The sequence below is a fragment of the Parvularcula sp. IMCC14364 genome, assembly GCF_030758415.1.
GTDB lineage: Bacteria > Pseudomonadota > Alphaproteobacteria > Caulobacterales > Parvularculaceae > Aquisalinus.
Genome location: NZ_CP132334.1, coordinates 239498 through 264816 on the forward strand (window position 1 = coordinate 239498; position 25319 = coordinate 264816).

The 25319-nt window shown below is 56.3% G+C and carries 24 protein-coding genes; 11 read left to right on the plus strand and 13 right to left on the minus strand.

Features of this window, described 5'->3' with window-relative positions; genetic code table 11:
- Positions 1–2 precede the first annotated feature (2 nt).
- Together RAL90_RS01145 and RAL90_RS01150 are read right to left on the minus strand one after the other, a co-directional pair.
- A complete protein-coding gene (locus RAL90_RS01145) occupies positions 3–527 on the minus strand; it encodes a flavodoxin family protein (RefSeq protein WP_306252696.1) in 525 nt (174 codons plus the stop codon).
- Positions 520–939 (minus strand): VOC family protein, encoded by a 420-nt coding sequence (locus RAL90_RS01150; protein WP_306252697.1) that lies wholly within the window; start codon positions 937–939, stop codon positions 520–522. Before RAL90_RS01150 ends, RAL90_RS01145 begins: the two co-directional genes overlap by 8 nt.
- An 80-nt stretch (positions 940–1019) precedes the next feature.
- On the opposite strand from RAL90_RS01150, the gene RAL90_RS01155 reads away from it, so the two are divergent.
- Complete coding sequence (locus tag RAL90_RS01155; protein WP_306252698.1) at positions 1020–1670, plus strand: metalloregulator ArsR/SmtB family transcription factor; 651 nt, start codon at positions 1020–1022, stop codon at positions 1668–1670.
- Positions 1671–1687: 17 nt separating this feature from the next.
- Here RAL90_RS01155 and RAL90_RS01160 read toward each other — a convergent pair whose 3' ends face one another.
- From RAL90_RS01160 to RAL90_RS01170, 3 genes are all read right to left on the minus strand, one after another.
- Complete coding sequence (locus RAL90_RS01160; protein WP_306252699.1) at positions 1688–2434, minus strand: YebC/PmpR family DNA-binding transcriptional regulator; 747 nt, start codon at positions 2432–2434, stop codon at positions 1688–1690.
- Between the two features lie 152 nt (positions 2435–2586).
- Positions 2587–3054 (minus strand): hypothetical protein, encoded by a 468-nt coding sequence (locus RAL90_RS01165; protein WP_306252700.1) that lies wholly within the window; start codon positions 3052–3054, stop codon positions 2587–2589.
- Positions 3055–3077: 23 nt separating this feature from the next.
- Entirely contained in the window at positions 3078–3437 is a 360-nt protein-coding gene (locus RAL90_RS01170; protein ID WP_306252701.1) for a hypothetical protein, read from the minus strand.
- A gap of 190 nt (positions 3438–3627) precedes the next feature.
- On the opposite strand from RAL90_RS01170, the gene RAL90_RS01175 reads away from it, so the two are divergent.
- Positions 3628–4935 (plus strand): MFS transporter, encoded by a 1308-nt coding sequence (locus tag RAL90_RS01175; protein ID WP_306252702.1) that lies wholly within the window; start codon positions 3628–3630, stop codon positions 4933–4935.
- Between the two features lie 237 nt (positions 4936–5172).
- Positions 5173–6282 carry a serine hydrolase gene (locus RAL90_RS01180; RefSeq protein ID WP_306252703.1) on the plus strand — a complete coding sequence of 370 codons (1110 nt, stop codon included), beginning with the start codon at positions 5173–5175 and terminating at the stop codon, positions 6280–6282.
- Positions 6283–6441: 159 nt separating this feature from the next.
- On the opposite strand, the gene RAL90_RS01185 is transcribed toward RAL90_RS01180, so the two are convergent.
- Positions 6442–7137, minus strand: a complete 696-nt coding sequence (locus RAL90_RS01185) for an aspartate/glutamate racemase family protein (RefSeq protein WP_306252704.1) — start codon at positions 7135–7137, stop codon at positions 6442–6444.
- A 152-nt stretch (positions 7138–7289) separates the two neighbouring features.
- On the opposite strand from RAL90_RS01185, the gene RAL90_RS01190 reads away from it, so the two are divergent.
- Together RAL90_RS01190 and RAL90_RS01195 are read left to right on the plus strand one after the other, a co-directional pair.
- Complete coding sequence (locus tag RAL90_RS01190) at positions 7290–8054, plus strand: crotonase/enoyl-CoA hydratase family protein (protein WP_306252705.1); 765 nt, start codon at positions 7290–7292, stop codon at positions 8052–8054.
- 318 nt (positions 8055–8372) lie between these two features.
- Complete coding sequence (locus tag RAL90_RS01195) at positions 8373–8702, plus strand: hypothetical protein (protein WP_306252706.1); 330 nt, start codon at positions 8373–8375, stop codon at positions 8700–8702.
- Positions 8703–9003: 301 nt separating this feature from the next.
- Here the strand turns inward: RAL90_RS01195 and RAL90_RS01200 are convergent, their stop codons facing one another.
- Positions 9004–9408: a DUF4279 domain-containing protein gene (locus RAL90_RS01200; protein ID WP_306252707.1), complete on the minus strand. Its 405-nt coding sequence runs from the start codon at positions 9406–9408 to the stop codon at positions 9004–9006.
- Positions 9409–9471: 63 nt separating this feature from the next.
- Here RAL90_RS01200 and RAL90_RS01205 point away from each other — a divergent pair, with 63 nt between their 5' ends.
- The 3 genes from RAL90_RS01205 (at position 9472) to RAL90_RS01215 (ending at position 13253) form a co-directional block, all read left to right on the plus strand.
- Positions 9472–10305 carry an IS5 family transposase gene (locus RAL90_RS01205; RefSeq protein WP_306249540.1) on the plus strand — a complete coding sequence of 278 codons (834 nt, stop codon included), beginning with the start codon at positions 9472–9474 and terminating at the stop codon, positions 10303–10305.
- A 612-nt stretch (positions 10306–10917) separates the two neighbouring features.
- The gene (locus RAL90_RS01210; RefSeq protein WP_306252708.1) at positions 10918–12444 is read left to right on the plus strand and encodes a DEAD/DEAH box helicase; all 1527 of its coding nucleotides are present in this window, start codon (positions 10918–10920) and stop codon (positions 12442–12444) included.
- Between the two features lie 95 nt (positions 12445–12539).
- Positions 12540–13253, plus strand: a complete 714-nt coding sequence (locus RAL90_RS01215; protein ID WP_306252709.1) for a hypothetical protein — start codon at positions 12540–12542, stop codon at positions 13251–13253.
- 80 nt (positions 13254–13333) lie between these two features.
- Here the strand turns inward: RAL90_RS01215 and RAL90_RS01220 are convergent, their stop codons facing one another.
- Together RAL90_RS01220 and RAL90_RS01225 are read right to left on the minus strand one after the other, a co-directional pair.
- Positions 13334–13777, minus strand: coding sequence for a VOC family protein (locus RAL90_RS01220; RefSeq protein ID WP_306252710.1), 444 nt, complete (start codon positions 13775–13777; stop codon positions 13334–13336).
- A gap of 93 nt (positions 13778–13870) precedes the next feature.
- Complete coding sequence (locus tag RAL90_RS01225) at positions 13871–16483, minus strand: TIGR02302 family protein (protein WP_306252711.1); 2613 nt, start codon at positions 16481–16483, stop codon at positions 13871–13873.
- Between the two features lie 133 nt (positions 16484–16616).
- On the opposite strand from RAL90_RS01225, the gene RAL90_RS01230 reads away from it, so the two are divergent.
- A complete protein-coding gene (locus tag RAL90_RS01230) occupies positions 16617–17036 on the plus strand; it encodes a DUF5658 family protein (protein WP_306252712.1) in 420 nt (139 codons plus the stop codon).
- Positions 17037–17039: 3 nt separating this feature from the next.
- On the opposite strand, the gene lysA is transcribed toward RAL90_RS01230, so the two are convergent.
- Genes lysA through argH form a run of 3 tightly spaced genes read right to left on the minus strand, consistent with a single transcriptional unit; the run spans position 17040 to position 19846 of the window.
- Positions 17040–18311: a diaminopimelate decarboxylase gene (gene lysA, locus RAL90_RS01235; protein ID WP_306252713.1), complete on the minus strand. Its 1272-nt coding sequence runs from the start codon at positions 18309–18311 to the stop codon at positions 17040–17042.
- 6 nt (positions 18312–18317) lie between these two features.
- Complete coding sequence (locus RAL90_RS01240; RefSeq protein ID WP_306252714.1) at positions 18318–18443, minus strand: hypothetical protein; 126 nt, start codon at positions 18441–18443, stop codon at positions 18318–18320.
- Positions 18440–19846, minus strand: a complete 1407-nt coding sequence (gene argH, locus RAL90_RS01245) for an argininosuccinate lyase (protein ID WP_306252715.1) — start codon at positions 19844–19846, stop codon at positions 18440–18442. Before argH ends, RAL90_RS01240 begins: the two co-directional genes overlap by 4 nt.
- Positions 19847–19903: 57 nt before the next feature.
- Here argH and RAL90_RS01250 point away from each other — a divergent pair, with 57 nt between their 5' ends.
- Positions 19904–20572 (plus strand): TlpA disulfide reductase family protein, encoded by a 669-nt coding sequence (locus tag RAL90_RS01250; RefSeq protein WP_306252716.1) that lies wholly within the window; start codon positions 19904–19906, stop codon positions 20570–20572.
- Positions 20573–20716: 144 nt separating this feature from the next.
- Entirely contained in the window at positions 20717–22429 is a 1713-nt protein-coding gene (locus RAL90_RS01255; RefSeq protein ID WP_306252717.1) for a hypothetical protein, read from the plus strand.
- An 83-nt stretch (positions 22430–22512) separates the two neighbouring features.
- Here RAL90_RS01255 and RAL90_RS01260 read toward each other — a convergent pair whose 3' ends face one another.
- Entirely contained in the window at positions 22513–25242 is a 2730-nt protein-coding gene (locus RAL90_RS01260; protein WP_306252718.1) for an ATP-binding protein, read from the minus strand.
- Positions 25243–25319 lie beyond the last annotated feature (77 nt).

The window sequence follows — 25319 nt, forward strand, 5'->3', positions numbered from 1 at the left end:
TGTTACTTCGCCGCCTGTGAGATGCAGGCGGCGAAGTTTTTTATGCGGGCCTGCTGATTTTCCGGAAAGGTCCGGCTTTCAACCGCAAGATTGAGGGCACCGCCCCAGTGCATGTGGAAATATCCGGCCGTGCCGGAAAAGGGCACCAGAAAGCCTTCCGGTAACGGATCACCATTGACTAGCGCGAACATTGTTTTACCGGCAAGACGTTTGCCGACGGATTTGCGGGTCTCCGTCAGGTCAGTTAGGCGGTCAAAGGTGACCTTCAACTGCGCGCTCATGCTGTACCAGTAGACCGGGGTTGCAAAGATAATGACCTGCGCGGCGTCTACAGCTTCTGCAACAACTGAGAAGTCATCCGCCTCGTGACGATGGTCATAATCATAGGGGGCGATGGACAGGCGCCCAAGGTCTATCAGGTGGCTGCCCGGCAGATGCATGGATGTCGCATCCACAAGGGCCCGTGTCTTCCCGGCTGGATTGCTGGTGCCGAGAAGAAACAGGATGTTGCTGTCGGCCTCAGACATAGAGATTCTTTTCTGCCGGAATATCGGTGAAATATTCAACGAACTCGAATTCCAGGCCGGCCTTGTCCACATAATAGACATTGCGGCGGTGTGGATGTTCCTCGCCCATGTGGTCAGGCTCGAAACCGGCCTTGCTCAGGCGCGCGATCAGGCGAGCGAGGGAGGGCACTTCAAAACCGATATGGGCCAGTCCCGGTGTATGCCCTTTCAGGTCGCGCTGTTCACCGACAGCATTGTCATTAAGGGTGACGTAGAAGTCGTCATCGCCGAAATGCAGCCAGTTCTGCGGGTGCCTATGCCAGGGGCGCGCGCCTTGCCCCCGGACGCGCCAGGCCGGAAAGGCCGCTTTCAGAAAGTCCAGTGTTGGTTGCATGTTGGTGACCACAAGGTTCACGTGCTCGAGCTTTGGCATGGGGTGTCCTTTCAATTAAAAAAGATATTTCTTTCTTTAATTCGGCTTGTTTTATAAAGCAATAGCTTTTATAAAAAACCATGAGCGACGATGACAGCACACCACTGAGTGCCACTTCCACGCGGCAGATTATTCTGGACCGTTTGAAGCGCCATGGTGAGCAATCAGCGGCGGACCTTGCTGCGCATCTCTCCCTCACGACGATGGCCGTGCGTCTGCAACTTTATGATCTGGCGGAAGAGGGGCTGGTCGAAGCGCGTGCTGTTTCTTCCGGTCGCGGGCGGCCAACCAAACTCTGGCACCTGACGGACGCGGCGGCCCGTATTTTTCCCGATGCGCATCAGGGGCTGGCGGTGGAATTGATCAATTCCGTCGAGGCTTTATTCGGTGCAGCGGGATTGAAGAAAGTCGTCGATCGTCATGCTGACAGTCAGCGCAAATCCTATACTGCGCTTCTCGCCGGTGCGCGCTCCCTTGGTGATCGTGCCAAGAGATTGGCAGGCGCCCGCACGGATGAAGGCTATATGGCCGAAGCAGTCCGGGAAGGGCGCGACTGGCTGCTGATCGAGAACCATTGCCCGGTCTGCTCTGCTGCCAGGACCTGTACCAGTCTGTGTGCCAATGAACTGGAAGTGTTTCAGGATGTGCTCGGGCTTGACGTTCGCGTGACCAGAGAAGAGCATATTCTGCAAGGGGCCCGCAGATGCGCGTACCGGATCAGCAAAGCCTGATACCTATAAGCCTGTCGCTACCCGCCATATTGTTCCATGTCTTCGTCAGAGACATCAAAATTGGCGTAGATGTTCTGCACATCGTCGAGATCTTCAAGGGCGTTCATGAGCTTCATGAGTGTACCGACTTTTTCGCCAGAAACTTCGATCAGGTTTTGGGGTTTCCAGATCAGTTTGGTGCTTTCAGCTTCCTCGAACCGGTCTTCCAGTGCCTTGGCCACATCCATCAGGTCTGTATCTGCCGTGTAGACCGTATGACCATCTTCTGAGCTTTCAACGTCATCGGCCCCGGATTCTATCGCCGCTTCCATCATCTCGTCTTCTGACGCCTTGTCCGCCGGATAGATAATTTCACCGACGCGGTCGAAGCCGAAGGAGACAGCGCCAGTCTCCCCCATATTGCCGCCGTTCTTGGAAAAGGTGGAGCGCACATCGGAGGCAGAGCGGTTGCGGTTGTCGGTCAGTGCCTCAACGATAATGCCGACGCCTTCCGGGCCGAAGCCTTCATAGCGGATTTCTTCGTAGTCTTCGCCGTCAGCGGCGCTCGCCTTGTTGATGGCGCGCTCGATATTGTCCTTCGGCATGGACTGGGACTTGGCGTTCTGCACGGCAAGGCGCAGGCGCGGGTTCATGTCCGGGTCGGGCATCCCCATTTTGGCTGCGACCGTGATCTCCTTGGACAGGCGGGAAAACAGCTTGGAGCGCGCTTTGTCCTGCCGCCCTTTACGGTGTTGAATATTCGCCCATTTGGAATGTCCGGCCATGCCGCGCCTCTTCGTATTTTTATATTTTAACTCAGGAAGTGTGGCCTTTACCGTGCGGCTTCACGGGTTTCAAGGCCCAGAAGAGTCTGATGTCTGGTACAGGCCGGGTCAGGCCGGGTCAGGCCCGGTCAAGATCAGGTCACGCGATAAGGTCACGCGCGTCTTCTTCGCCAAGCGACGATCAGGGCGGCCACGGCTGTTGCCAGACAGAGATAGAAAAGCAGCAGCTTCGTGGGCGTCAGCCAGGCCTTGGTCCAGAGCAGGTCCATATTGCCGGTCAGCAACTGAACCTGGACGACCCCTTCCATGAGGTCAGCGAGGATGACAGCGATGCCCGGCAGCGCGAAGACTGGTTTGAGAAAGCGCATGGCAAGGCCGATAAAAAGCGGGCCATAGGTCAGCGGGTAAGCCACATCCAGGGTGGCGGTCGTCCAGACGTGGACTTGTCGCTGTGTTTCACTCATCGCTGCGATATGTGCGCGGATCAGTTCAGGGTCGCTGAATTCGTCAATCACCTCGAATTGCCAGATCAGCATGATGACGCCAAAACCGATCGTCTCAAGGATGAACAGGCCGAACAGCCACCACAGGGTTGATGTTTTTGTCAGCCAGTTCATCATGATTGTTTGACCCTCATCGCATGTCAGCCTCTGGCGAAGCGTTTGGTTACAAAGATCAGCAGGATCAACAGGAAGAAGACAGCGAAATAGCCGATCAGTTCCTGCAGCGACAGACGCATGAGCGCATTCCATGACTCGATTGTCTGTGCTTCCCAGACACCGAATGACAGCCAGCCGGGGGCTGAAAGCCAGTTCCAGATATAGGTGAAGAGCCCAAGGATGACGGTGGCTTCAAAGATCCAGCCGAAGATTGCCGTCACTTTCTGCATTCTGAGGCCAGCGAAAATTGAAATGGCGATGATCGGCAGCAGCACGACCAGAGATGCACTCTGGAAAACATAGCCGACTGAATTGAAAATATCGTTGAAAATTTCTGATATCATGGGTCCCACGCTCCTTTTACCGTCTGTTAACCATACAGGAACGGAGATGGCTTTTCATAGTTCCAAAACAGGGAATTTCAGGGCCAGCAGGACATAATGCGGCCAACTTGCAGGTTTTCGGCTGAACCTGTTGTGCGCATTCGCGTTTAACGGGATTGTGCAGCGCAATAACTGAGAGGGGCGGGTTGGCATGGGCCGGACATCCACCATTGAGCAGATCTATGAGACCGTTGCGATAGAGGATGAAGGGCGCGCCTGCCGCGATATTCCCGACAGTGCCTGCCGGGAGGAGCCGCGCAACTTCCTGGCCCATGTGGGGGCGCTGGCATTGTCAAAATCCGCTGACGGACTGATTGACCCCAAGCTGGTGCTGAGCTGGCTGATGACGGCCCTCGGGGCGCCTGCTTTCCTGCTGGGCCTGCTTGTGCCTGTGCGCGAAGCAGGGGCCTTGCTGCCGCAATTATTTACCGCAGGCGCGATCCGGCGCTTGCCGCAGCGCAAGTTTGTCTGGGCGGCTGGTGCTTTTGTGCAGGGGCTGTGCGCGGTGGGCATTGGTGTATCGGCGCTTTTACTGGAGGGGGCGCAGGCCGGCTGGATGATTGTCGGCTTTCTGGCGCTGCTGGCGGTGGCGCGCAGTGCCTGTTCAGTGTCGTATAAGGATGTTCTGGGGAAGACGGTGTCCAAGTCACGCCGCGGCAAGGCAACAGGGCTGGCCGGCACGCTCTCGGCGGCGGCGATCATCCTTTTTGGCCTGCTGCTGACATTTGACATTGGTGACAGGTTTTCGCTTGTGGTGGGGGCGTTGTTTCTGGCCGGTGGCCTATGGCTTAGCGGCGCGGTGCTTTTCCTCAGCCTGCAGGAACAGGCAGGCGCGACAGAAGGGGGCAAGGCAGCGTTCAGTGCGGCCATGGAAAACATCTCCCTGCTGAGAGAAGATGCGCAACTGCGCCTGTTTATTCTGGTGCGGGGCTTGCTCACGGGCACGGCCCTGGCCCCGCCTTTCATGCTGGCCGTTGCAGCAAGTGGCGGCGGGGAACAGGATTATGCCGTGCTCGGATATTTGCTGCTGGCTTCGGCACTGGCGTCCCTGCTCAGTTCCTATGTCTGGGGCCGCCTTGCGGACCGCTCCAGCCGCAAGGTGCTGCTGTTCACTGGCGTGGTGGGGGCAGCGGCGCTGGGCGGTGCGGCTGTTGCCGGCTATGCGGGCTGGTTGACAAACAGCCTTCTGCTGGCGGGGTTTCTTTTTGTACTGATGATTGCCTATCAGGGTGTACGGCTCGGGCGCTCAACGCATCTTGTGGATATGGCGACGGAAGAAACGCGCGCAACCTACACGGCTTTGTCGAACACTGTCATCGGTATTGTGCTGCTGGCGGGCGGCCTGTTTGGCGTGCTCGCTGCCTTTGCAGGATCGGCAACGGTGCTCGCGGTGATGGCAGCGATGTCAGCCCTGGCGGCGCTTGCAGGCATGGGCCTGAAAGAAGTGCAGGCAGAGTAGAATTTATACTGGATCAGAATGCGTGAAGATCGCCAGAAGCGACTTTTCACAGGTGCCTTTCCTATATCTTGAATATCGCAGGTGTGAACTTAAAAACTCTCACCTTGTGCGGCTTAAAAAAGCTCAAATGGGACCCAAAATTTACTTGCAAAGCATATACTATGAAACTTTACTCCTACGGCACAGTTTATAGCTTTATGAAGTTGCCTCCTGGCATATGACCACTCGACCAAACGCATGTTTATGAACACGTTGTTGCTTTCTTTCTCACTCCTGACGCTCGCCTGTTTCAGCGTGAACGACACGGCTTCTCAATCGCGTTTCGACAATTGGTCGACCGATCAGAACCCCTTATCTGTTGAGGGAAAAGAACGAATTGATGCTTTTCTTAAAGATAGTGGATCTTCGTCAGCGCTTATTCTGTATGAAGGTCAGATCGCTTATCAATATGGCGATATCCACCGGAAGCATTTGATCCATTCAATCCGCAAAGCAATCTTGGGTATCCTATACGGACAGTTGATCCAGGACGGCCGCATAGCGCTGGATGAACGCGTGGGGGATTTGGCGTTGGCTGAGGCAGAAACTCCGTTCTCAGATCTTGAAGCCAGTGCAAGTGTCAAACAGCTGCTGGAATCTCGAAGCGGCATATATTTGCCCGCTGCGGCAGAGTCAGCTGCGATGAAAGAAAGCCGTCCTGCGCGTGGCTCCCACGAGCCTGGAGAGGCCCATTATTACAATAATTGGTCCTTCAACGCTCTGGGCACCCTGTTTGAAGAAAGATCATCCAAGACGATCTACGAGGCTTTTCAGGATCAAATGGCTGAACCCCTTGGCATGACCTCTTTCAAAGGAAAAATTGGAAATCTTGTGCTTCGGGAGAACGCGGAGGAGTTGGATATATTACCTTCCTCTCTATCCGATGTGGACGGATTTTACTTCCACGAGCCTCAAAAGTCCCGTCACAAAGCCTATCATTTCCGCCTATCAGCCCATGATCTTGCACTTTTTGGTCAGCTGTTACTACAGGATGGTATGTGGGAGGGCAGACAACTCATCTCAAAGGATTGGATCGATCAGGCAACAACTTGCCGATCCGTCGTGAATGAGGACATCGGCGGCGGTATGTCTCTTTGTTATGGCATGATGTGGTCCGTCGCCGTCCGCGATGGTAATGTAATATCTTTTAGCCATACAGGATACGGCTCTCATCTGATATCTGTACACCCGGGTGCGGACATGGTTATCGTACACCGGGCGCCGACGGAAAATCCTGATTTCCAACGAAAGAACCACCCGTCACAACTTATTGGCCTCACGTTCCAGGCGTTCTACTCAGGTGACTGAGACGCACGCGCTGGCCGCATAGAGGACGTTCCCATTCATCCCTTTTCATCCGCAATGATGGGCGAACGGACATTCAAACCGTCCCTATGAAATTTCGCATAAACGCCAAATCCGGTCAGTCTGTTTGTTATAGGCCCTGAGGGCAGGAGCTGGCTATGGTCAGTCGCCCAGCAATATCTGCGCGATGTCGGCTGCGTGGATTGCGGTTGCGTCCAGTACCGGAATGTCACAATCAGCCTGTTCGAGGATCATGCAAAGCTCCGTACACCCTAGGATAACGGCATCTGCCCCCTGCTGCTGATGGTGCCCGACCATGCTGGCCATGTCAGCACGGGAAGCGGGCGTGACCACCCCTTCCACCAATTCGTCAAAAATGATCCGTCCGATCATGTCCCGGTCGTGCGCGGATGGCGTGATGATATTGCCGTGATAGCGCTGCGCGAGCTCTGGCTTGAAAAAGTCACCGCTCATCACCCAGGGGGTGCCTGTCAGCAGGGGCTGCTGGATGTTCTGCGCCTGCATGGCCCTGGTCAGGCTGTCATGCATGTGGATGAGCGGCAGGCCGGTTCTTTCTGCGGCTGCCGCGGCCCCCACATGGGTTGTGCCGGAGGTGATCGCCAGCGCCTCCGCGCCGCCGGCTTTCAGGGCTTCTGCCCCGCGCACAACTTCGGCGATAAAATCCGGCCAGGCATGATGATGGTAATGGTCGATCATCACGCCATAGTCGAGCATGTAATAAAGGACGTTAGCGGAATGTTGTCCGCCATGCTTCTTGCGCGCCGCCGCATTCAGGTGCCGGTAATAGAGGATCGTGGCTTCGGGACTGACGCCGCCAATCAGGCCAATGCGCTTCATCTTGCTTCTCGCTGCTGATCGTTATTTGGAATTCGCTCATAGCATAGTATCTTCCCTCCGAAAAAGAGCCGTTGGCATGAATTATTCTTCTGTTGGCATAAGGAATAGTGGGGCAGCGGCCGTGACCAATATACAAAACGGGGAGGGGCGACATGCAGGTGACGGTTGAAACACAAGGGCCGGTGGCGATTGTAACCATCAACAGGCCGGCGCGGCGCAATGCTGTGGACCAGCCCACGGCGGAAGAGCTGGTGGCGGCCTTTGAACAGTTCGACGCGGACCCGGCCTTGTCGGTCGCGGTTTTTACGGGCGCGGGCGGGACATTCTGCGCTGGCGCTGACCTCAAGGCCCTGTCTGACGGGGAGCGCAAGACGGTGCGCGAGGAGGGCCAGTTTGCCCCGATGGGCCCGTCACGGATGCGGCTTTCCAAGCCGGTGATTGCCGCTGTCGAAGGCTTTGCGGTGGCGGGCGGTCTGGAACTGGCGCTGTGGGCAGATATGCGCGTTGCGGGAAATTCTGCCGTGTTCGGTGTCTTTTGCCGCCGCTTTGGCGTGCCGCTGATTGACCTTGGCACAATTCGCCTGCCCCGCCTGATCGGGCAGTCGCGCGCGGCAGACATGATCCTGACCGGGCGCGAGGTGAAGGGGGCCGAAGCGCTTGATTTTGGGTTGGCCAACCGGCTGGTGCCGGATGGGCAGGCGCTGGCCAGTGCGCTGGAACTGGCACAGGATATTGCTGCCTTCCCGCAGCGCTGCCTGCGCAATGACAGACAATCCATGTACGAACAATGGGACCTCACGGAAGCCGAGGCGATCCGTAACGAGATGCGGCGGGGGCTTGATACGATCCAGTCAGGGGAGACCCATGCCGGGGCCAGTGCCTTTGCAGGGGGCAAAGGGCGGCATGGTGCGTTTTAAGGCAGCGACCTCTAGCGGTCGTGCCTCAGGGTGAGGTTTCCTGACCGGGTTTGGTGGGAAGCGGCTGTTCGGTGGTAGTGGATGGAGTGGCGGGTTGTTACGAAACCCGGACATTAGGGTTAGCGAGAATAACGGGCAAATACTCGGCAAGAAACGGTCGTGCGGCTCAACAGGCTAAATGTCTGGAATCTATTCTAGTAGCGACGTAGTTTAGACGGGTAGGACTGAATCTCGGATGACACTGACCTAAGCCACATCCATTTTTACGATACAGAAAGTTCAACGTTGCCTAATTCGAAACCAATATCTGAAGAAGCCGTGTGGGACCTCATCAATGCAGGCATTCCACATTTGACGGCCTCGGAAGCCTTATTCTTTGAAGCCATTCGTGTTAATCCGGAAAAATGGACTCTGGACCCATGGGGCAATGAAGGTGGCGGATTTTGGGTAATTGGCGTGATCGGAAAGACGGTGATATGGTTCAATGACATTGAAGACGGTTTCAACCATTCTCTCTACAAAAAATATGGAACCATCGGAGAGTATTGGTGCAATCAAGATGACTTCCCCTTTGCAGTCAAGTTAGTGAAGTCCCTGGTCGATACTGGCAGCCCGCATGCAAGAGCACAGCCGCCGAAAATTCCTTGAGCAAATTCTAATGATGGAATTCGCTCCGTATATAGTCACTCAATTTTTCAAATTGACTGGCTGCAAAGGGCCAATTCTGTTGAAAAACTATTTTGAGGTCCTCTGGCAAGTGCGCGGTTGGAATATTCGTTTGCCATAAGCCTTTAATTTAGCGTATCGGTTCAAGCATCTCAAATGCTCAATACAAAATATCTGGCGTATACTGAGTATAATAGCGAGTTTTGAGTTTTTCAACAGAATTGGCCAGAAGAGGACGTTTCCATTTCAATCGGCAATGTCTGGTATGTGATGCATTCTCGACTCAGTTTTTTTCTTCTGAATCATGATAGATATCCAAGTGCAATATTAGTCCGCGTTCGCCAATATGTTGCAGGGTTTCTGGGGAAAATCTTACTCCTTCATTCTCCTCGAGCATAAACAACCCACAAAAGATATCGCCATCGTACTGCTGCGATAATTTTTGCCATGCGGTAAAGTCGTTCGAAGTACCAGCCAGTAACTCCGCAATTTGCGTATCGAAATCTCCAGGCGAACGGCGTTCTACATGTAGACGCCAACTTCCCTTTCTGGCAGTTCGTTCCCTCCCAGTCTTGGGATTCTTTATTATTTCACCCTTGGCTGCTGCCACAGTCGGTGTTTTGCCTATAATCCGGGTTACCTCATCAGGTATGAGTTGATCACCAAAAAACCTTAGAGCCTGATCCAAAAGTATCTGGGTGATTTCAACGACTTATGATTCTCTTTGTTTGCTTAAGACACGGAGGATCAGATGAGTTGGAATGAAACCACCCGCACATATTATGACCGCAGTTTCCTGCGCTATGCAAGTGATCTGACGGACGACGAATGGGCTTTGATTGAACCTGAAATACCTCTTCCAAATCGGATGGGGCGTCCTCGCAAGTGGCCGATGCGGGAGATCATGAACGCCTTGTTGTATATCGCGTCTACTGGCTGCCAATGGCGCATGTTACCAAGGGATTTCCCGCCTTTTTCGACGGTTCAGAAATATTTTTATTGGTGGCGTGATGACAGATTGCTGGAAAAGATCAATCACCGCCTGCTGTTTGAATGCCGCGAAGCACACGGCAGAAGCCCACACCCCAGCGCAGGTGTGATCGATAGCCAGTCGGTTAAAACCACAGAAAGTGGCGGTATTACTGGCTTTGACGCGGGCAAAAATATAAAAGGCCGCAAGCGGCATATTCTGACGGATACGGAAGGCTTTCTGGTGACAGCACTTGTGCATGCCGCGGATGTACAGGATCGCGACGGCGCACCAGCGGTGTTGATGGAAGCGCGAGACAAATTTCCATGGCTTCGCCATATCTTTGCCGATGGTGGCTATGCGGGAGATAAGCTAAAGCGCAAACTTAAAAAAGTCGGTCCATTCCGGATGGAAATCATCAAGCGATCCGATAAAATGAAAGGCTTTAAAGTCCTGCCCCGGCGATGGGTCGTAGAACGCACATTCGCATGGTTAGGGCGATCACGCCGTCTCGCCAAGGATTGGGAACGATGCTGGACCTCAGCTATCGCATGGCTATTCATGGCTCACATCCGTATCGCAACAAGACGACTGGCAAGAGCATGTTTCATATGAAAGACTTTTGATTCAGACTCTTAGGCTGACAGAACTTTTATGAAGAACAGTCATACTTCCTCGTTAATCGAACAATTCATAATTCGTATTACTGTAATCGTGACAGCAAACAAAGCAGGCCCCGCGGACCGAGTGGCCTTCTAATCATCCAATCCGGCTGCTCATCGCCAGAAATACCCGGTCAATGTGCTGATCCCTCACGACCGCTCCTCGTGACGAGCTGCCTGAAATTCAAACTGCGGCAGGGGCAAATCATTCCTTGACTTTATTGCAGCGCACAACGATATCGGCAATCTACGGATTCCGGTTGCCGCGTGAGCAGCCAGCCCTGCTGAAAAGCTCTGACAAGAGATGTTCAGACATCGTTAAGGCTGAAAGACTAGAAAACAGCATGGGCAAGATACCCGGAGAATGCCAACGCTGCCGGACAGGCAGATGGCACCTCACAAGTTTCCCATTTCACGCGGGGTTCTAACGATGCTGTGGCCCGCCAGGACAATCAGGTCCCGGGTGAATACGCGTCGTAACCGCAGATGACATGCGCTGTCTGGTGCCTGCACCGCGCGCATGAATTTTTACTGGCGCTTTTGCGCCTGACCGAAAGATATTATTTTGACACAGAATGAAAACAGTTTTGCCAGTCTTGGACTGGCTCCAGCCATCCTTAAATCCGCAAGCCGTCTTGGCTTCACCACGCCAACGCCGATCCAGCGCAAAGCCATTCCGCTGGTGCTGCAGGGGCGCGATATCATGGGCCTGGCCCAGACAGGCACCGGCAAGACAGCCGCCTTCGGCCTGCCGCTTGTGCACCATCTGATGAGCAATCATGACAAACGCCAGCCCAAGTCTGTGCGCGCGCTTATTCTCGCGCCAACGCGGGAACTCGTGAACCAGATTGCCACAAACCTGCGCGATTATGTGCGCGGCGGACATCTGAACGTGCAGAGCGTTGTTGGTGGTGCTTCCATTGGCCTGCAGATCAGGAACCTGTCACGCGGCACAGATGTGCTGGTGGCAACACCCGGTCGTCTGCTTGACCTGCTGGACCGCCGGGCCCTGACCCTGTCGGACACGAAGTTTCTGGTGCTGGATGAAGCAGACCAGATGCTGGACCTTGGCTTTATCCATGCCCTGCGCAAGATCGCGGCACTGGTCGGGACACCGCGCCAGACGCTGCTTTTTTCTGCAACGATGCCAAAACAGATGGCAGAGCTTGCCAGCACGTATCTGAGCGATCCGGTACGCGTGGAAACGGCACCGCCGGGCAAAGCTGCTGACAAAGTGCGCCAGAGCGTTCACTTCGTTGACCAGCGCGGCAAGACGGATCTGCTCAAGTCCCTTCTGGCGCAGCGCCCGGATGATTTGTCCCTGGTCTTTTCCCGCACAAAACACGGGGCAGAAAAGCTGATGAAGCAGCTTGTGGCGACCGGCTTTGCCGCCGGGTCTGTGCATGGCAACAAGAGCCAGAACCAGCGTGAGCGCGCCATTAAAGCGTTCCGTAACGGGAGTATTCGTGTGCTGGTTGCAACGGATGTGGCAGCGCGCGGTATTGATATTCCAGGCGTGAGCCATGTCTATAATTATGACCTGCCGGAAGTGCCGGAAAATTACGTTCACCGTATTGGCCGAACGGCCCGGGCCGGATCAGGCGGTCAGGCCGTTGCTTTCTGCAAGCCTGAAGATGTGCATCTTCTAAGGGCTGTCGAAAAGCTGATGGGGATGGAAATCAGTGTTGCAGGCGGCGACGTACCGGCTGACATGCCAGCGCCGTCCAAAGCCAAAAAACGCAGCCGCCCGAAGCGCAACCGCAATGCGGGCAAGCCTGACTGGGCCAGAAAAGAAGCGTCTGGCAATTCTGGTGCCGGGCAGGGGGATGCCGGACATGGCGATGCCGCCACTGCGGCAGCAGAGCCTGGCAGAAAAGGCAAGCCACCGGCACGGGCCAAATCCGGTCAGCAAAAACCCGCCAAGGGCAAAAAGCCATATGCGGGCAAGCCCAATACCAGCAAGCCGCGATCCGGGAAACCTGGTGCTGGCAAGCCGGTTTCCGGCAAACCTGCATCAGGAAAACCTGCTGCGGGCAGGGCCTCCTCGTCAAAACGCAATGGCCCGCGCGCCGGCGGACGGGCTGCTGCCTGATGTAATTCAGCCGCGGTCAGCCAATACCCGCTTCGGGCTTGGTTGACCGCCTGCATTTTATCGCCCAGAGTTTGACTTTGTTTGGAGTCAACATCATGAAAAACCGGTTTTTTACTGCAGGTGTCAGTGCGCTGATGCTTGGCCTTTTTGCGGCCACCAGCGCGAGCGCGCAGGGAACGTCCAACGCCATGCCAGCCCCGGCGATCGAGCCAAATGATGTCATCATGCTGAACGGCGTCGATCTGCGCCAGCTTGCACAGGTTGCTGTCACGTCCGGCATTGCCAATGCCAGTGTGCAACAGGCGAGCATTGGAGAGATTGTCGTTCTGGATGCGGGTGAAGGTGGCCAGTTCTTTGCCACCACATTTGGCTGTGAGGCAGGTGTGTGCCGTGGCATCCACTTCGTTGCGCTGATTGATGGTCAGGGGACGGACCCGACAACAATTAACTTCAACGCGTTTAACGGGCCGCGTCCGCAGGGCAATGCCGGATATGCGCCGGATACGGGTGACATCGGTATCCAGCGCCTGATTACGAGCTTTAATGGCGTCACTGCTGGCGGTGTTGCCGCAGAAATCGCCATCTTTATGGGCTATGCCTCGTCTTTTGTGGACTGGTATGGGGAGCAGAACCGCGTTGTTGCAGCCTCTTTGCCGGAGGATTTCGAGCCTCTTGTTGCATCAAAGATCGACAATATGATTGAAGGTGATCAGGCAGCGGATAAAACGGTCAGCCTCAATAAGTTTGTGGGCAGCCTGCGCGAGGCTGAACTATTGGGCGATGACTCATTCTTCAAGGGTGAGAAATAGGCTGACGCAAAGGCCTGTCCTGGCTCAGCCGAGGGTTTTTTGATGGAAGTTTCTCCAGCTATGGGAGGGGCTGATTTTTATCAGCGCTCCCACAAGCCATGCTGAATGCCACCAAGAAAATAGATCGCAAATTTTCCCTGACCGGGAATGTCCGTCGCCAGCATGGCAAACTCGCCGCCAGCGGCCTGAACATCCGCGATGGCGACTTCGATATCGTCCACCAGCAGATAGGGGCGCACAACCGGCGTTTCTTCTGCACTCAACGGGGGGCGAACACCGATCCGGCCGCCACCAGCCAAATCTGCGACACGCGCGGTGCCTAGACCGGGTTGCGGGTCGCTGAATGTCACATCATGCTGTTTGGCCAGAATCTGGCAGGTTGTCTCAACATCTTCCGTGACTATTTCCAGATACTGAACGGGTATGACAGCTTTTTCCATGGATGTGTCGTCTCCTGCTGAAGCGGGACCTGTTATGGCAAAGGCTGCAAGAGCCAACGCGAGACCAGCGATAAAATTTTTCATGATGACTTTTTACCGGGTGCAGCGGAATAAATCAATGTTCGGGCATTGGGTTCAAGGGTTGCTCTGACGCGCTATTTGACGTGGCGGGAGCGCCTAGAAGCGTTGCAGGAGGCGCTCCAGATATTCAATCTCGTCGCGGGACAGGCCGGGCTCTGACAGGCGCTGGCGCAGTCTTTCGACCAGTTCGCGGGCACGCTCCGGGTCACTGAGATCCGGAATGCCGATGGCATTGCCGGGCACGGCAGCCCCATAAGGCCGCCCGAGGGGGTCAACATCTGCCGGGGCACCGTCAGCATTTTCACCAAAGCCCTGTTCGGTGTCACCCTGCTCGCCTTCATTTTGTGCCCGCATGACTTCTTCAGCAATGCCTTCGGCACCCCGGCGCAGGGCTTCAAGTGCGCTTTCCTGCGCCTTGCTGGCCATGTCCGGATTGTCAGCAGAAAGACCTTCTACGGCCTCATTCATGAAGTCACGTGCTTCCTCAAAGGCATTGCGAATAGCCTCACCATTCTCGCTGGCCGCCACATCGCCCAACTGGTCGAGCACATCAGAGAGTTCATCGGCCAGCGCTTCCTGTTCCTGACGCAACTGTGTGGTGGAGCGGGCTCCGTTACCTGCACCGTCAAGGCCAAATTGTTCGCGTAAAGAGTCAAAGGTTTCGTCCGCCAGTTCCCGCTGCCGCCCGATCAGCTCTCCTGCCGCGCCCATGCTCTGGCTGCCGGGGCTGTTCCCGGCGGAGCCATTGCCGGGTTGGCCTTCGCCAGCTGCGGGTTGCCCGCCTTCACCAGCGCCTTGTTGACCGCTGCGCCCGGTTGATCCGTCAGCAGAACTCTGACCACTAATTTGCAGATTTTCCAGCATCTGCTCGAGGGATGACAGCATCTGCCGGGCCGCATTATTGGCACCGGACTGGGTGAGATCATTGATGGAGTCGAGCATTTCATCGAGATCGCTCTGCCCCAGCTCCTCACTTGGAGCAGACTGGTCCGCGACAGCCTGACCGGACTCGGCAAGGGCCTGAATGTAATTCTGCATGGCAAGGCGCAGGTCTTCCACCAGGCTGGCAATCTCGCCTGGCGGCGCACCGCGCTCCAGCGCTTCGCGCAAGGCAGATTGCGCCGCCTCCAGGGCACGCCGGGCAAGCTCCAGAGCCTGATCTTCCAGTTGCAGCGCCAGTGGCCAGAAGCTGTCAACAACGCTGCGAACATCCGTGAGCGTTGGTTCTTCAGGTACCGGAGCACTTGGCCCGGTGTTCAGGGCAACAGACTGTTGCAGCATATCCCAATAGGCGGTGCGTAGCAGCAGATAGTCCACGGGCCTGTCGAAAAAACGGTCCGGGGCCAGGGTGAGAGCGCCAAGGGCGCGGGTGGAGTTGCGCAGATTGTCCGGTGCGACGGCCAGATTGCGCCGTTCATGGATAATTGCCTGTGCCAGTGGATTGAAAAATTCGCGCTCGGGCAGGGTCGCCTTTTCGCTCAAGGTCTCCGCGACATTGCCAGCACCGTCGCGCACTTCCAGGCGGATCAGCACATCAAGCCCGGCCCAGGGATGGTCCGTCAGGTCAAGGTCGGCGGTGCGCGGCCCTTCAATGCCGGTTACGGTCGTCACCTCAAGGCGTTCTGGTGTTGTCAGGGCGTTACTGGAAAATGCAGGCGCATCAACGGGCCGTGGCTGTTCGGGATCAAGCATCATGATCGCGGTTGCGCCAGTGATGCCATAGTCATCACGAATTTCGACAACCATGCGTACACGGTTTTCTTCGGTAATGGTTGGCGCTTCGCGAAAGACCACATTGGGCGCACGGTCCGGTGTCACGACAACGGGCCAGCTGCTTTTGCGCCCCTGCACGGTAAGCACGATAGCGCTGTTGGCGGTCAGGTCACTTTCACCGATCAGCGTGCCGTCCGTCTCTTCCAGCGGGGGCCGCGTTCGCCCGTCTGCCGTATGCACATCAATGCGGCCCCGGCTGAAACCGCGACTGCCGGCGATGCGGGCGTGGAGCACAGAGCCGGCGGGCACATTGACCTGATCGCCATTGCCCTGGGGCGGACTGGCAGATTGCAGCAGCACGACGGGGGCCTTGCCGGTGTAGCCCGGTGGATCAATCCAGAGGTCCACGGTGACAGGCGCATCCTTGTTCATTTGTGGCGACAGGGCATAGGCAAGGCGTGGGGCCACATCACCCCAGGATACAAACAGCGCAAAAACCATCAGGATAATGACGGCATAGCGCAGGCCGAGGGGGTCCCGCCGGTCAGCGGTTATGCTGCTGGCCTTGCCCACACGCACGTCCCGACCCAGCGCGCGCATCCGCGCGAGATGCGCCTGCCACAGGGGGTTGTCCTCTCCAGCGGTGGCGAATGGTTTGTCCTGCAGCGACTGGAGCGGCGCATGAGGCAGCGCACTGTCCGCTTCGAGGCGTTGCAGCGCTTGTGCATCATCCGGCCATGTCAGCCCGGATACGTCCTTGTCGAGGCTGTAAACAAGCACCCCCATCAGCAGGCCGAGTACGGCATAATGCATCAGCCCTGGCATGATCTGCCAGAGATCAAACAGGCTGATCAGCAGGAAAAGGCTGATGGCCCCAAGGGCCGGCAACAGGGCAGGCCAGAGTTTTTCCAAAAACAGCGTGCATTTGGCCCGCACGATACTGATGCGGTGCCGCGATGCCGCGTCTCTATCCTCTTGTGATTCTGGTTCTGCCATAGCCTTCAATATCTAGCGTGTCCGGCCGGGCGCGTCGATTTTCTTTTCCGTCATGCCTGTCTCATGGTTACCGGCCCGGCTCTTGCAAAAGATATGAAGGAAAACTTAACGATCAGATACCGGACGCCCGCTCATGAATTCACCTGCCTCGCAATCTGCCAGACCTGTTTCAAATTCGGATATGCGGCGCGAGACAATGCGCCAGCGCTGGTCCCGGATTAGTGAATTTGCCCGGGCGGCCCGCGCGGACCGCCAGCTTTTTCTCGCGTCGGCGGCCCTCGCCATTATCTATAATCTGGTCGGGGCCTTGGACATTATCTCGACGGTTGCTGGCCTGCAGGCTCAGCTTGGGGAAGAAGCGAACCCATTTGTGCGCCTGCTCATGGATAATCTGGCCAATGGCTGGATCCTCGCCAAGCTCACACTTCAACTGCTGGTCACGGTCATGATCCTGTGGTTCCCGCACCGGCTGGTGTTGATGATCTTTGCCGTGCCGGTCGCCGTGACGGCCATGGTCGTCTGGAACAACCTGCAAATCGCCGGAATGTTTTAGCCTTCAGACCCAGTCGGGGACGGATTCCATGGCGAGGATTTGCGCTGTTGTCGGGCGCTTTCTGATGACGGCATATCTGTCACCATCGACCAGCACTTCCAGCACCAGCGGGCGCGTATTGTATTGGGAAGCCTGCACCGCGCCATAGGCCCCGGCGGTCAGAAACGCGACAAGGTCGTTTTCGGCCAGTTCCGGCAGGTCGCGCTGCCGGGCGAATGTATCTCCCGTTTCGCAGACTGGGCCGACAAGGTCGTATTTCACTTTGCCGCCCTGGCTGCCGGGTTCCCGTACCGGGATAACGTCGTGCCAGGCATCGTAAAGGGCAGGCCGGATCAGATCATTCATGGCAGCATCAAGGATCAGGAAGCGGCGGCTCTCGCCTTCCTTGTGGTAAATGATCCGTGACACGAGAATGCCGGCATTGCCGGTGATCATGCGGCCCGGCTCGAATATCAGTTGAACATCCAGCGGCCCGGCAATACGCTTGATCATCTCGGCATAGACTTCCGGGTGGGGCGGGGCGCTCTGGTCGTCCCCATGCTGATAAGGCACACCCAGACCGCCGCCCAGGTCCAGCCGGGTGATCTCGTGACCATCTGCGCGCAGGGCACGCACCAGCTCCGCCGTCCGGTTGAAGGCTTTTTCAAACGGCGCAAGGTCGGTGATCTGGGAGCCGATATGCACATCGACTCCTTTCACGGCGATACCTGGCAGGTTGCCCGCCAGTCTGTACACGTCTCTTGCCTGTGCCCAGGGAATGCCGAATTTGTCCTCGGCACGGCCGGTTGAAATCTTGTCATGGCTGCCAGCGGCCACATCCGGATTGATGCGCAGGGCAACGGGCGCCGTTGTATCGTGACTGATTGCCACATCGTTCAGAGCCTGTAATTCGGGGACGGATTCGACATTGAACTGATGAATGCCTGCCTCAAGGGCGGCAGCCATTTCTGTCCGCGTCTTGCCGACGCCGGAAAACACAATTCTGTCCCCGGGGATTCCGGCCGTCAGGGCACGGGACAACTCGCCGCCGGAGACCACGTCCGCGCCGGCCCCTTCTTTTTGCAGGAGTGTCAGTACCGCAAGGTTGGAGAGGGATTTGACCGAAAACGCGACCAGTGTGTCGCGATCCGCGAAGGCATCTGCGAATACCCGGAAATGACGGCGTAACGTAGCGGCCGAATAGCAATAGAAGGGTGTCCCGACAGCGCGCGCGATAGCCTCAAGCGCGACATCTTCCGCATAGAGATGGCCTTCGCGATAGGTAAAATGGTGCATATGGTGTCAGTCGTCCTGATTTTCAGGCTGCTGCTGCTGTTCCCCGGGCAGGGGTGGGCGCACCAGCTCACTTTTCTTGCCGCAGGCTGTCAACACGAAACAGGCGAGCAGGGCGAGGGTCAGCAGTTTCATGAGGCAGTTCCTTCCAGTCTCTCAATCCATAATGCGGCCTGTTGGCGCACATTTTCAGGCGCGGTACCGCCATATGACATACGGGACGCTACAGAATTTTCCACTGACAGGACAGAGAAAACATCATCAGTCACGCCACTGTGTACGGACTGTATTTCATCGAGTGTCAGGTCGGGCAGATCGCAGCCTTTCTGTTCGGCCATGGCGACCAGCGCCCCGGTGACGTGATGGGCGTCGCGAAAGGGCAGGCCAAGCGTGCGCACAAGCCAGTCCGCCAGATCAGTGGCGGTGGAAAAGCCAGTGGCCGCAGCACTGTGCATTGCCGGCCGGTTGACGTGCAGGCTGGCAACCATGCCGGTCATGGCAGCCAGACACAGGGCAAGGGCATCCACTGCATCAAAGGTCTGTTCCTTGTCTTCCTGCATATCCTTGGAATAGGCGAGTGGCAGGCCTTTGAGCATGATGAGCAGGCCGTTCAGGTCCCCGATTATGCGCCCTGATTTGGCGCGGCACAGTTCAGCAGCATCAGGGTTTTTCTTTTGCGGCATGATTGAAGAGCCCGTGGAGAAATCATCCGACAAGGTGATGAAGCCGAATTGTGCCGACGACCAGATCACGATTTCTTCCGACAGGCGCGAGATATGGGTGGCGCAGATTGCACAGGCCGCCAGTAATTCTGCCGCAAAGTCCCTTGCTGAAACGGCATCGAGGGAGTTGGCCATCGGCTTGTCAAACGCCAGTGCTGCGGCTGTTGCCTGCCGGTCAATGTCAAAGGAGGTGCCGGCAAGGGCCGCTGCGCCGAGCGGACTTTCATTGAGCCGTTTTCTGGCATCCTGAAAGCGACCTCGATCGCGCGCAAACATCTCAACATAGGCCAGGCAGTGATGGCCGAAGGTGACCGGCTGGGCGGACTGAAGATGTGTGAAACCCGGCATGATGGTTGCCGCTTCAGCCTCGGCGCGTCGGGCGAGTGTGGCTTGCAAGCCGGCAAGGGCCGTATCCATATCCTGGCAGGTCTGTCGGCACCAGAGCCGGAAATCGGTGGCAACCTGGTCGTTGCGTGAGCGTGCCGTATGCAGCCGTCCGGCTGCTTCGCCGATGATCTCTTTCAGGCGCGCCTCGATATTCATGTGGATGTCTTCCAGCGCCGCCGAAAAATTGAACGTGCCGGCTTCTATCTCGTCGCCAATCTGGCTCAGGCCGCGTGCAATTTCAGCATGGTCTTCTGCGCTGATGATGCCGCGTTGTGCCAACATGGCCGCATGGGCCTTTGATCCGGCGATGTCTTCCCGCCACAGGCGCTTGTCCACATCAATCGAGGCGTTGATTTCCTCCATGATGGCAGACGGCCCGGCAGAAAAACGACCGCCCCACATTTCATTGCCTGTTGTTTTCTTGTTCATCACATTATCTATAGGTCAACCACAACAGCAGTGATAGCCGCGAGCCAGATTTCCGCAATGCAAAATTCTTCACCGACACCGCCTTCCAAGCCCCCTGTCAGTTCCTTGATTGCACAGCTCTTCCAGCCCCGCATGATGCTGATGATCTGGGGAGGGCTGGGCGCCCTGATTGTGCTTTGGGTCGGCGTTGCTGCGATGATCCCGCAGGGCAAGCCCGGTCAGGCGCGGGAGATTGATCGTGATCTGCTTGTCGGGGAGATGGCTGATTTTGAACTGGCCTTTCCGCCGCGTGGCACGCCGTTGACGCGCTTTCAGGGACCGGATGGTGAGACAGAACTAGCGGCCTTCAAAGGCAAGACCGTGCTCGTCAATCTCTGGGCGACCTGGTGTCCACCTTGTGTTGACGAACTGCCCTCCCTTGATGCGTTGCAGGAAAGTCTCGGCGGCGACGATTTTGTCGTGGTTGCGATTGCAGCCGAGCCGCGCATGGATGAGCGCGGTCCCCCCTTTCTGGCGCGTCTCGGGGTTGAGTATCTCGATCTTTACCACGACCCACGCCTGGAATTCGTCAATAATGCCCTGGGGGCAAACCCGACCCTGCCGGTTTCCATCCTGTATGATGCGCGGGGCCGGGAGGTCGGCCGCCTGAATGAAGGGGCGGACTGGAACAGTCCGGAAGCTGTTGCGTTGATTAAGGCGATCATGGGCGGCGAGAATATTTCCTGAGCGCGAATGCCTCACCTGGAAAGCTTGTCCGTCACAAAAAATTCAAGGCGCCAGCGCTTATCTGTCTTGGTTTCATTGCAGAACCGGCAAATAAGTGCCATTTGACCTATTGAGGGCGCTGTTAACTGTCACGAGGAGGATAGGATGACCCACCAAAACCCACTGAAACTGAAACTCATGGCCGCAACTGCGGCATCTGCCTTGCTGCTGTCCGCCTGTGGCGGCGGGGGCGAAACGGAGTCTGTCAACGCACCGTCACCGGCCACTAAACCGGCTGAAGTCGAGTTGAGCGGTGAAAGCCCGATTTATGAGCCTTATACGCTGACTGGCGCAAGCGCCCTGGATGTGGACGCCTTCTTTGCCATGATGGGTGATGAAGATGATCCAGCCAATGTCAGCTATGGTTCTGCAAATTTTGACGAAAACACCGGTGCAACGGTGATTGAGCAGCTGACAACCACAGATGAAGACAGCACGCTTACCGTTGGCCGCATGGAGCTTTTTGGCGTCAATGAAGCGCATATTCAGGCGCTGAAAGACACCGAAGGCGCTGTCGCCAAGGACGAAGTATTCCGCAAAGTGCGCATGTTCGACGTCACCGTTGCTGGCAATGGTGAAGATGATGCTGGCGGCATCGTCACGATCGACGGCCTTGAAATTGATGGTCTGCGTCTTGGCGGCATGACCCAGGACGAAACGGCAGAGCTTGGCGACGGTCAGGAATTTGCCGCAGCCATGAAAGCATTTGACCTGGGCGCTATCTATATCGATGGCTTGTCCATGCAGGGCATTGAAACCGAGGGCACAGGCATCACCATGGCTGTGGCTGATATGCGCTTTGGCGGTGTCAGCGCCGGCAAATTCGGACCGATCTCGATTGAGAATATGGACTACACCATTACCCAGTCTGATGAAGCCAAGGCCGCGCTGATTGAAGCTGCTGATCCGCAAATGAAGGCCATCCTTGGTGGCCCGCTCGGCAACATCATCATGCCGGGCAAGCAGCGCGCGACGATCGGTAGTCTGACCTTTGACGGGTTCAGCTTTGCCGGGCTTCTGCCATATCTCGAATCTGGCGAATCAGCACCGCTCAGTGCATCGAATCTTCTGTTTTTTGGCAAACTTGAAGCCCGTGATGCCGAAATGTATGTCAATGACAAGCTGGCCTCAACGACAGGCTACTCTGTTGTCGAGCCGGTCGAATTTTCCTGGTTGGTGCCGACACGGATCAAGTCCTATTCAACGGATGTTGTCTCCAACCTGACGGCGTATGTACCTGAAGAGATGCCGGAGATGCTGACCCTGTTCCAGGAAAATGGTCTCGACAATCTGACGGGTGAGAGCGAAATGCTCTGGACCTATGACGAGACATCCGGTGATGCGAGTCTGGTGATCGATACCGATACGGAAGGGTTCGCCAATTTTGACATTTCCTTCAATGCCTCGGAAGCTGTGCTTGAAACATTGCACGCATCAGCAACCGAAGGTGAAGGCGCCGCGTTCCAGAATGTGGCGATTGACGGCATGACCATCCGTATTGAGGATGAGAAACTGCTGGATGTCATTTTTGCGGTTGCCGCCTCCCAGATGGGGCAGGACCCGCAGCAGTTGCGTGCAAGTGCGCCGCTGATGATCAATATGGGTGGCCAGCAATTTGCCCAGATGAATCCGGCATTCCCGGCCTATCTTGCCGCGATCTCCAACTGGATCGGCACGGGCGGCGCGATTGAGATTGCCGTTGCACCAGAAGCGCCAGTGGCGCTCTCCACATTGGCAGCAACCGGAGAATCTGCACCGCAGACGCTACCGGATGTGCTTGGTCTATCTGTGACGCACACAGCGCCGGAAGCTGAATAAGCTTCTGCCTTTGATCTGAACACGGAAAAGCCCGGCCATGATGCGCCGGGCTTTTTTTGTCTGCTGCGACTGAGGGGGCTGGTTTATCCGGTCAGGCGCGCGGTGGTTTCATGCACCGTTGCCTGGAAACTGTCGGTCAGTACCTGCATTGTCTGCAAATCGGCCTGCTCGCCAGCGGCGGCGCGTTCTTCTATTCTGCCGCAGGCATCGCCCAGTGCCTGTGCACCGATATTGTAACTCATGGATTTGAGCGCGTGGGCGGCTCTGGCAAGTTCGCGCACATCTCCTGCATTCATGCTGTCGGCGACCTTGCGCAAGGCAGTCGGGGCATTTTCATTGAAAATCGTCAGGGCACGGGCGACCATATCCCGGCCCGATATATCGCCCATCTGTTTCAGTTCTGCCAGAACCTCAGGGTTCAGCATTCCTTGTGTCTGTGCCTTTATTTGTGCCTGACCGTGTGATGATGGCAGAGGCGCAGCGGTTTTTGACGGGGGGATATCCTCGTCGGTTCTAGCCATTTTCTGTGGCTCCGCATCCCCCTCAATATATTGCGCCATCATGCTGGAGATACCTTCCAGTGTGAATGGCTTGGTCAGGAAGGCATCCATGCCAGCCTCTTTCCAGGCATCGGTTGTCGCGCCGGCCATTTGAGCGGTCAGGGCAATAACGGGTGTGGCGATGGCTGCGATTTCATTTTCATAGGCCCTGATCTGGCGCGTGGCTTCGTATCCGTCCATGACCGGCATGGAACAGTCCATGAAGACGAGATCGAATTTTTCTTCCCGGAACCGGGCAACAGCTTCCTCACCATTGGCAACAGTTTCAACTTCTGTGCAAAGACAGTTCATCGCTTCGATAATGACTTCGCGGTTTACCGCGCTATCATCGGCAACGAGAATGCGCTTGCCGCTGAAGGTCGTGTAAGTGGGCATGTTGGTGTTGCTGCCTTCAAGTGCCTTGAGGCCAAGCAGGGATTTGTTCGCCATACGGTCTGCGAGGGTGATGATATCATCCGGCAGGATTGGCTGGAACAGGAGGTCATGCGCTTTTTGTTGCTGGACGAGCTGTTCGGGCGCATGGTCGCCGATTGCGGCGAGGCAAATTCTGCCCTGGGGCAGAACATTGTCAGGCAGATTCTGGATAACCCCGGCATCCGCAATCAGATAATCAAGATGAGATACGGCACTCGCGTCAGCCTCTTCTGTGAGGACGGTTGCGCCATAATCCTGTAATGTCCGTACAAGGTTGGCCTGAACAGCCTTGCCGCGCATGGCGACCTGGACGGTGATGCCATCAAGATAGGGCAGGGCACTCTCTGAGTCGGCGGCTTCGGCTTTGATCGTAAACCAGAAGCAGGAGCCCTTGCCCTGTTCGCTGGTGACGCCGATTTCGCCGCCCATCAGGCGCACCAGCTTCTGACAGATGGAAAGGCCAAGGCCGGTGCCGCCATATTCGCGTGTCGTGGACTGATCGGCCTGAGAGAAACTTTCAAACACTTTGTCCAGCTTGTCTTCCGGAATACCAATGCCAGTATCAATTATGCTGAAACGCAGCATGTCATTGGTATCCGGTTCAGTAGTGACTTCAATCGCCACATGCCCTTCATGCGTAAACTTGATCGCATTGCTGACGAGATTGCTGACAATCTGGTTGAGGCGCACCGGATCACCCATCACCATGTCTGGCACATCAGGCGCCACATAGGCGGTGATCTCAAGGCCGTTCGAGGTTGCTTTTTCTTCAAACAGATTAATGACATCACCCAGTTTGCGCATCGGGTTCCAGGCAATAGTTTCAAGATCCATCTTGCCGGCTTCGATCTTTGACAGGTCAAGGATGTCATTGATAATCGAGAGCAGACTCTGACCTGAATTCACAATCACATTGGCATAGCGCTTGTACCGGGCCGCGAGATCGGCGGACGAGAGCAGTTCAGCCATGACCATGATACCGTTCATCGGTGTGCGTATTTCATGGCTCATGGTGGCAAGAAATTCTGATTTCGCCGCGTTGGCGCTCACCGCTTCATCGCGGGCCTTGCGGAACTGCAGGGTACGTTTTTGGACCGTTTTTTCCAGGTTTCGCCTGTAGGCGGCGAGTTTGTCATCGCGTTCACGGATATTGACCAGCATGTTGTTGAATGCGTCAGCAAGATCACCCACCTCGTCCTGGCTGACGCGCTCTGCCAGCACATCAAAGTTGCCGGTCTCGCGTACGCGCCCCATTGTTTCTGCCAGTGTCCGCACAGGTGTTGATACCTGTTTCTGGATCAGCCAGGCGGCAAAGATGCCGGCAAATGTCGTCAGCAGAAGGGTAATCGTTGCTTCCTGCAAAATCTTGATCAGGAGCAGGCGTGCTGCGTTCACATCACGATAAACCGTCAGGGTGCCAAGTTGTACGCCGGCTTTGACAATCGGTACTTCTGCCGACATGGAGCGCGAGCGCAGCAGCAGCAGGATGCCAGCATCTTCTTCAACCGTGAAATTCTGGTCTGGCATAATGATGGCACTGCCCATCTCCGCAAAAGGTCTGCCATCTTCGCCGCGTACACGCACAAACATGATGTCGGGCATGGTTGAGATGGTTGTCAGCACACTCTGGGCTTCACCCCTGTTCTTTGTTGCCATTGGCACAGCGATAGAATTCGCCAGGACCCGGGCGATGCCGGTCAGCTCTGTCTTGCGCGCTTCGCTATAGCCGGACAGCTCCCGTTGCAGGGAACCGCCTGTGGAAATCCCGACTGCGAGCAGCAGCACACCGACAATCATGACCGTGAGTTTCCGGGCAATCGAGGTCTGAATAAATTTCATCTGCAACAGGCTCCTGGTCGCATATCAGACCAGAAGCATATCCTGCTTGCGTCATTATATGGTTAATGGCTGTGATG

Coding starts and splice junctions, on each gene's coding strand:
- RAL90_RS01145 (WP_306252696.1), bottom strand. CDS start 527: ATGTCTGAGGCCGACAGCAACATCCTGTTTCTTCTCGGCACCAGCAAT.
- RAL90_RS01150 (WP_306252697.1), bottom strand. CDS start 939: ATGCCAAAGCTCGAGCACGTGAACCTTGTGGTCACCAACATGCAACCA.
- RAL90_RS01155 (WP_306252698.1), top strand. CDS start 1,020: ATGAGCGACGATGACAGCACACCACTGAGTGCCACTTCCACGCGGCAG.
- RAL90_RS01160 (WP_306252699.1), bottom strand. CDS start 2,434: ATGGCCGGACATTCCAAATGGGCGAATATTCAACACCGTAAAGGGCGG.
- RAL90_RS01165 (WP_306252700.1), bottom strand. CDS start 3,054: ATGATGAACTGGCTGACAAAAACATCAACCCTGTGGTGGCTGTTCGGC.
- RAL90_RS01170 (WP_306252701.1), bottom strand. CDS start 3,437: ATGATATCAGAAATTTTCAACGATATTTTCAATTCAGTCGGCTATGTT.
- RAL90_RS01175 (WP_306252702.1), top strand. CDS start 3,628: ATGGGCCGGACATCCACCATTGAGCAGATCTATGAGACCGTTGCGATA.
- RAL90_RS01180 (WP_306252703.1), top strand. CDS start 5,173: ATGTTTATGAACACGTTGTTGCTTTCTTTCTCACTCCTGACGCTCGCC.
- RAL90_RS01185 (WP_306252704.1), bottom strand. CDS start 7,137: ATGAAGCGCATTGGCCTGATTGGCGGCGTCAGTCCCGAAGCCACGATC.
- RAL90_RS01190 (WP_306252705.1), top strand. CDS start 7,290: ATGCAGGTGACGGTTGAAACACAAGGGCCGGTGGCGATTGTAACCATC.
- RAL90_RS01205 (WP_306249540.1), top strand. CDS start 9,472: ATGAGTTGGAATGAAACCACCCGCACATATTATGACCGCAGTTTCCTG.
- RAL90_RS01215 (WP_306252709.1), top strand. CDS start 12,540: ATGAAAAACCGGTTTTTTACTGCAGGTGTCAGTGCGCTGATGCTTGGC.
- RAL90_RS01220 (WP_306252710.1), bottom strand. CDS start 13,777: ATGAAAAATTTTATCGCTGGTCTCGCGTTGGCTCTTGCAGCCTTTGCC.
- RAL90_RS01225 (WP_306252711.1), bottom strand. CDS start 16,483: ATGGCAGAACCAGAATCACAAGAGGATAGAGACGCGGCATCGCGGCAC.
- RAL90_RS01230 (WP_306252712.1), top strand. CDS start 16,617: ATGAATTCACCTGCCTCGCAATCTGCCAGACCTGTTTCAAATTCGGAT.
- lysA (WP_306252713.1), bottom strand. CDS start 18,311: ATGCACCATTTTACCTATCGCGAAGGCCATCTCTATGCGGAAGATGTC.
- RAL90_RS01240 (WP_306252714.1), bottom strand. CDS start 18,443: ATGAAACTGCTGACCCTCGCCCTGCTCGCCTGTTTCGTGTTGACAGCC.
- argH (WP_306252715.1), bottom strand. CDS start 19,846: ATGAACAAGAAAACAACAGGCAATGAAATGTGGGGCGGTCGTTTTTCT.
- RAL90_RS01250 (WP_306252716.1), top strand. CDS start 19,904: ATGCAAAATTCTTCACCGACACCGCCTTCCAAGCCCCCTGTCAGTTCC.
- RAL90_RS01255 (WP_306252717.1), top strand. CDS start 20,717: ATGACCCACCAAAACCCACTGAAACTGAAACTCATGGCCGCAACTGCG.
- RAL90_RS01260 (WP_306252718.1), bottom strand. CDS start 25,242: ATGAAATTTATTCAGACCTCGATTGCCCGGAAACTCACGGTCATGATT.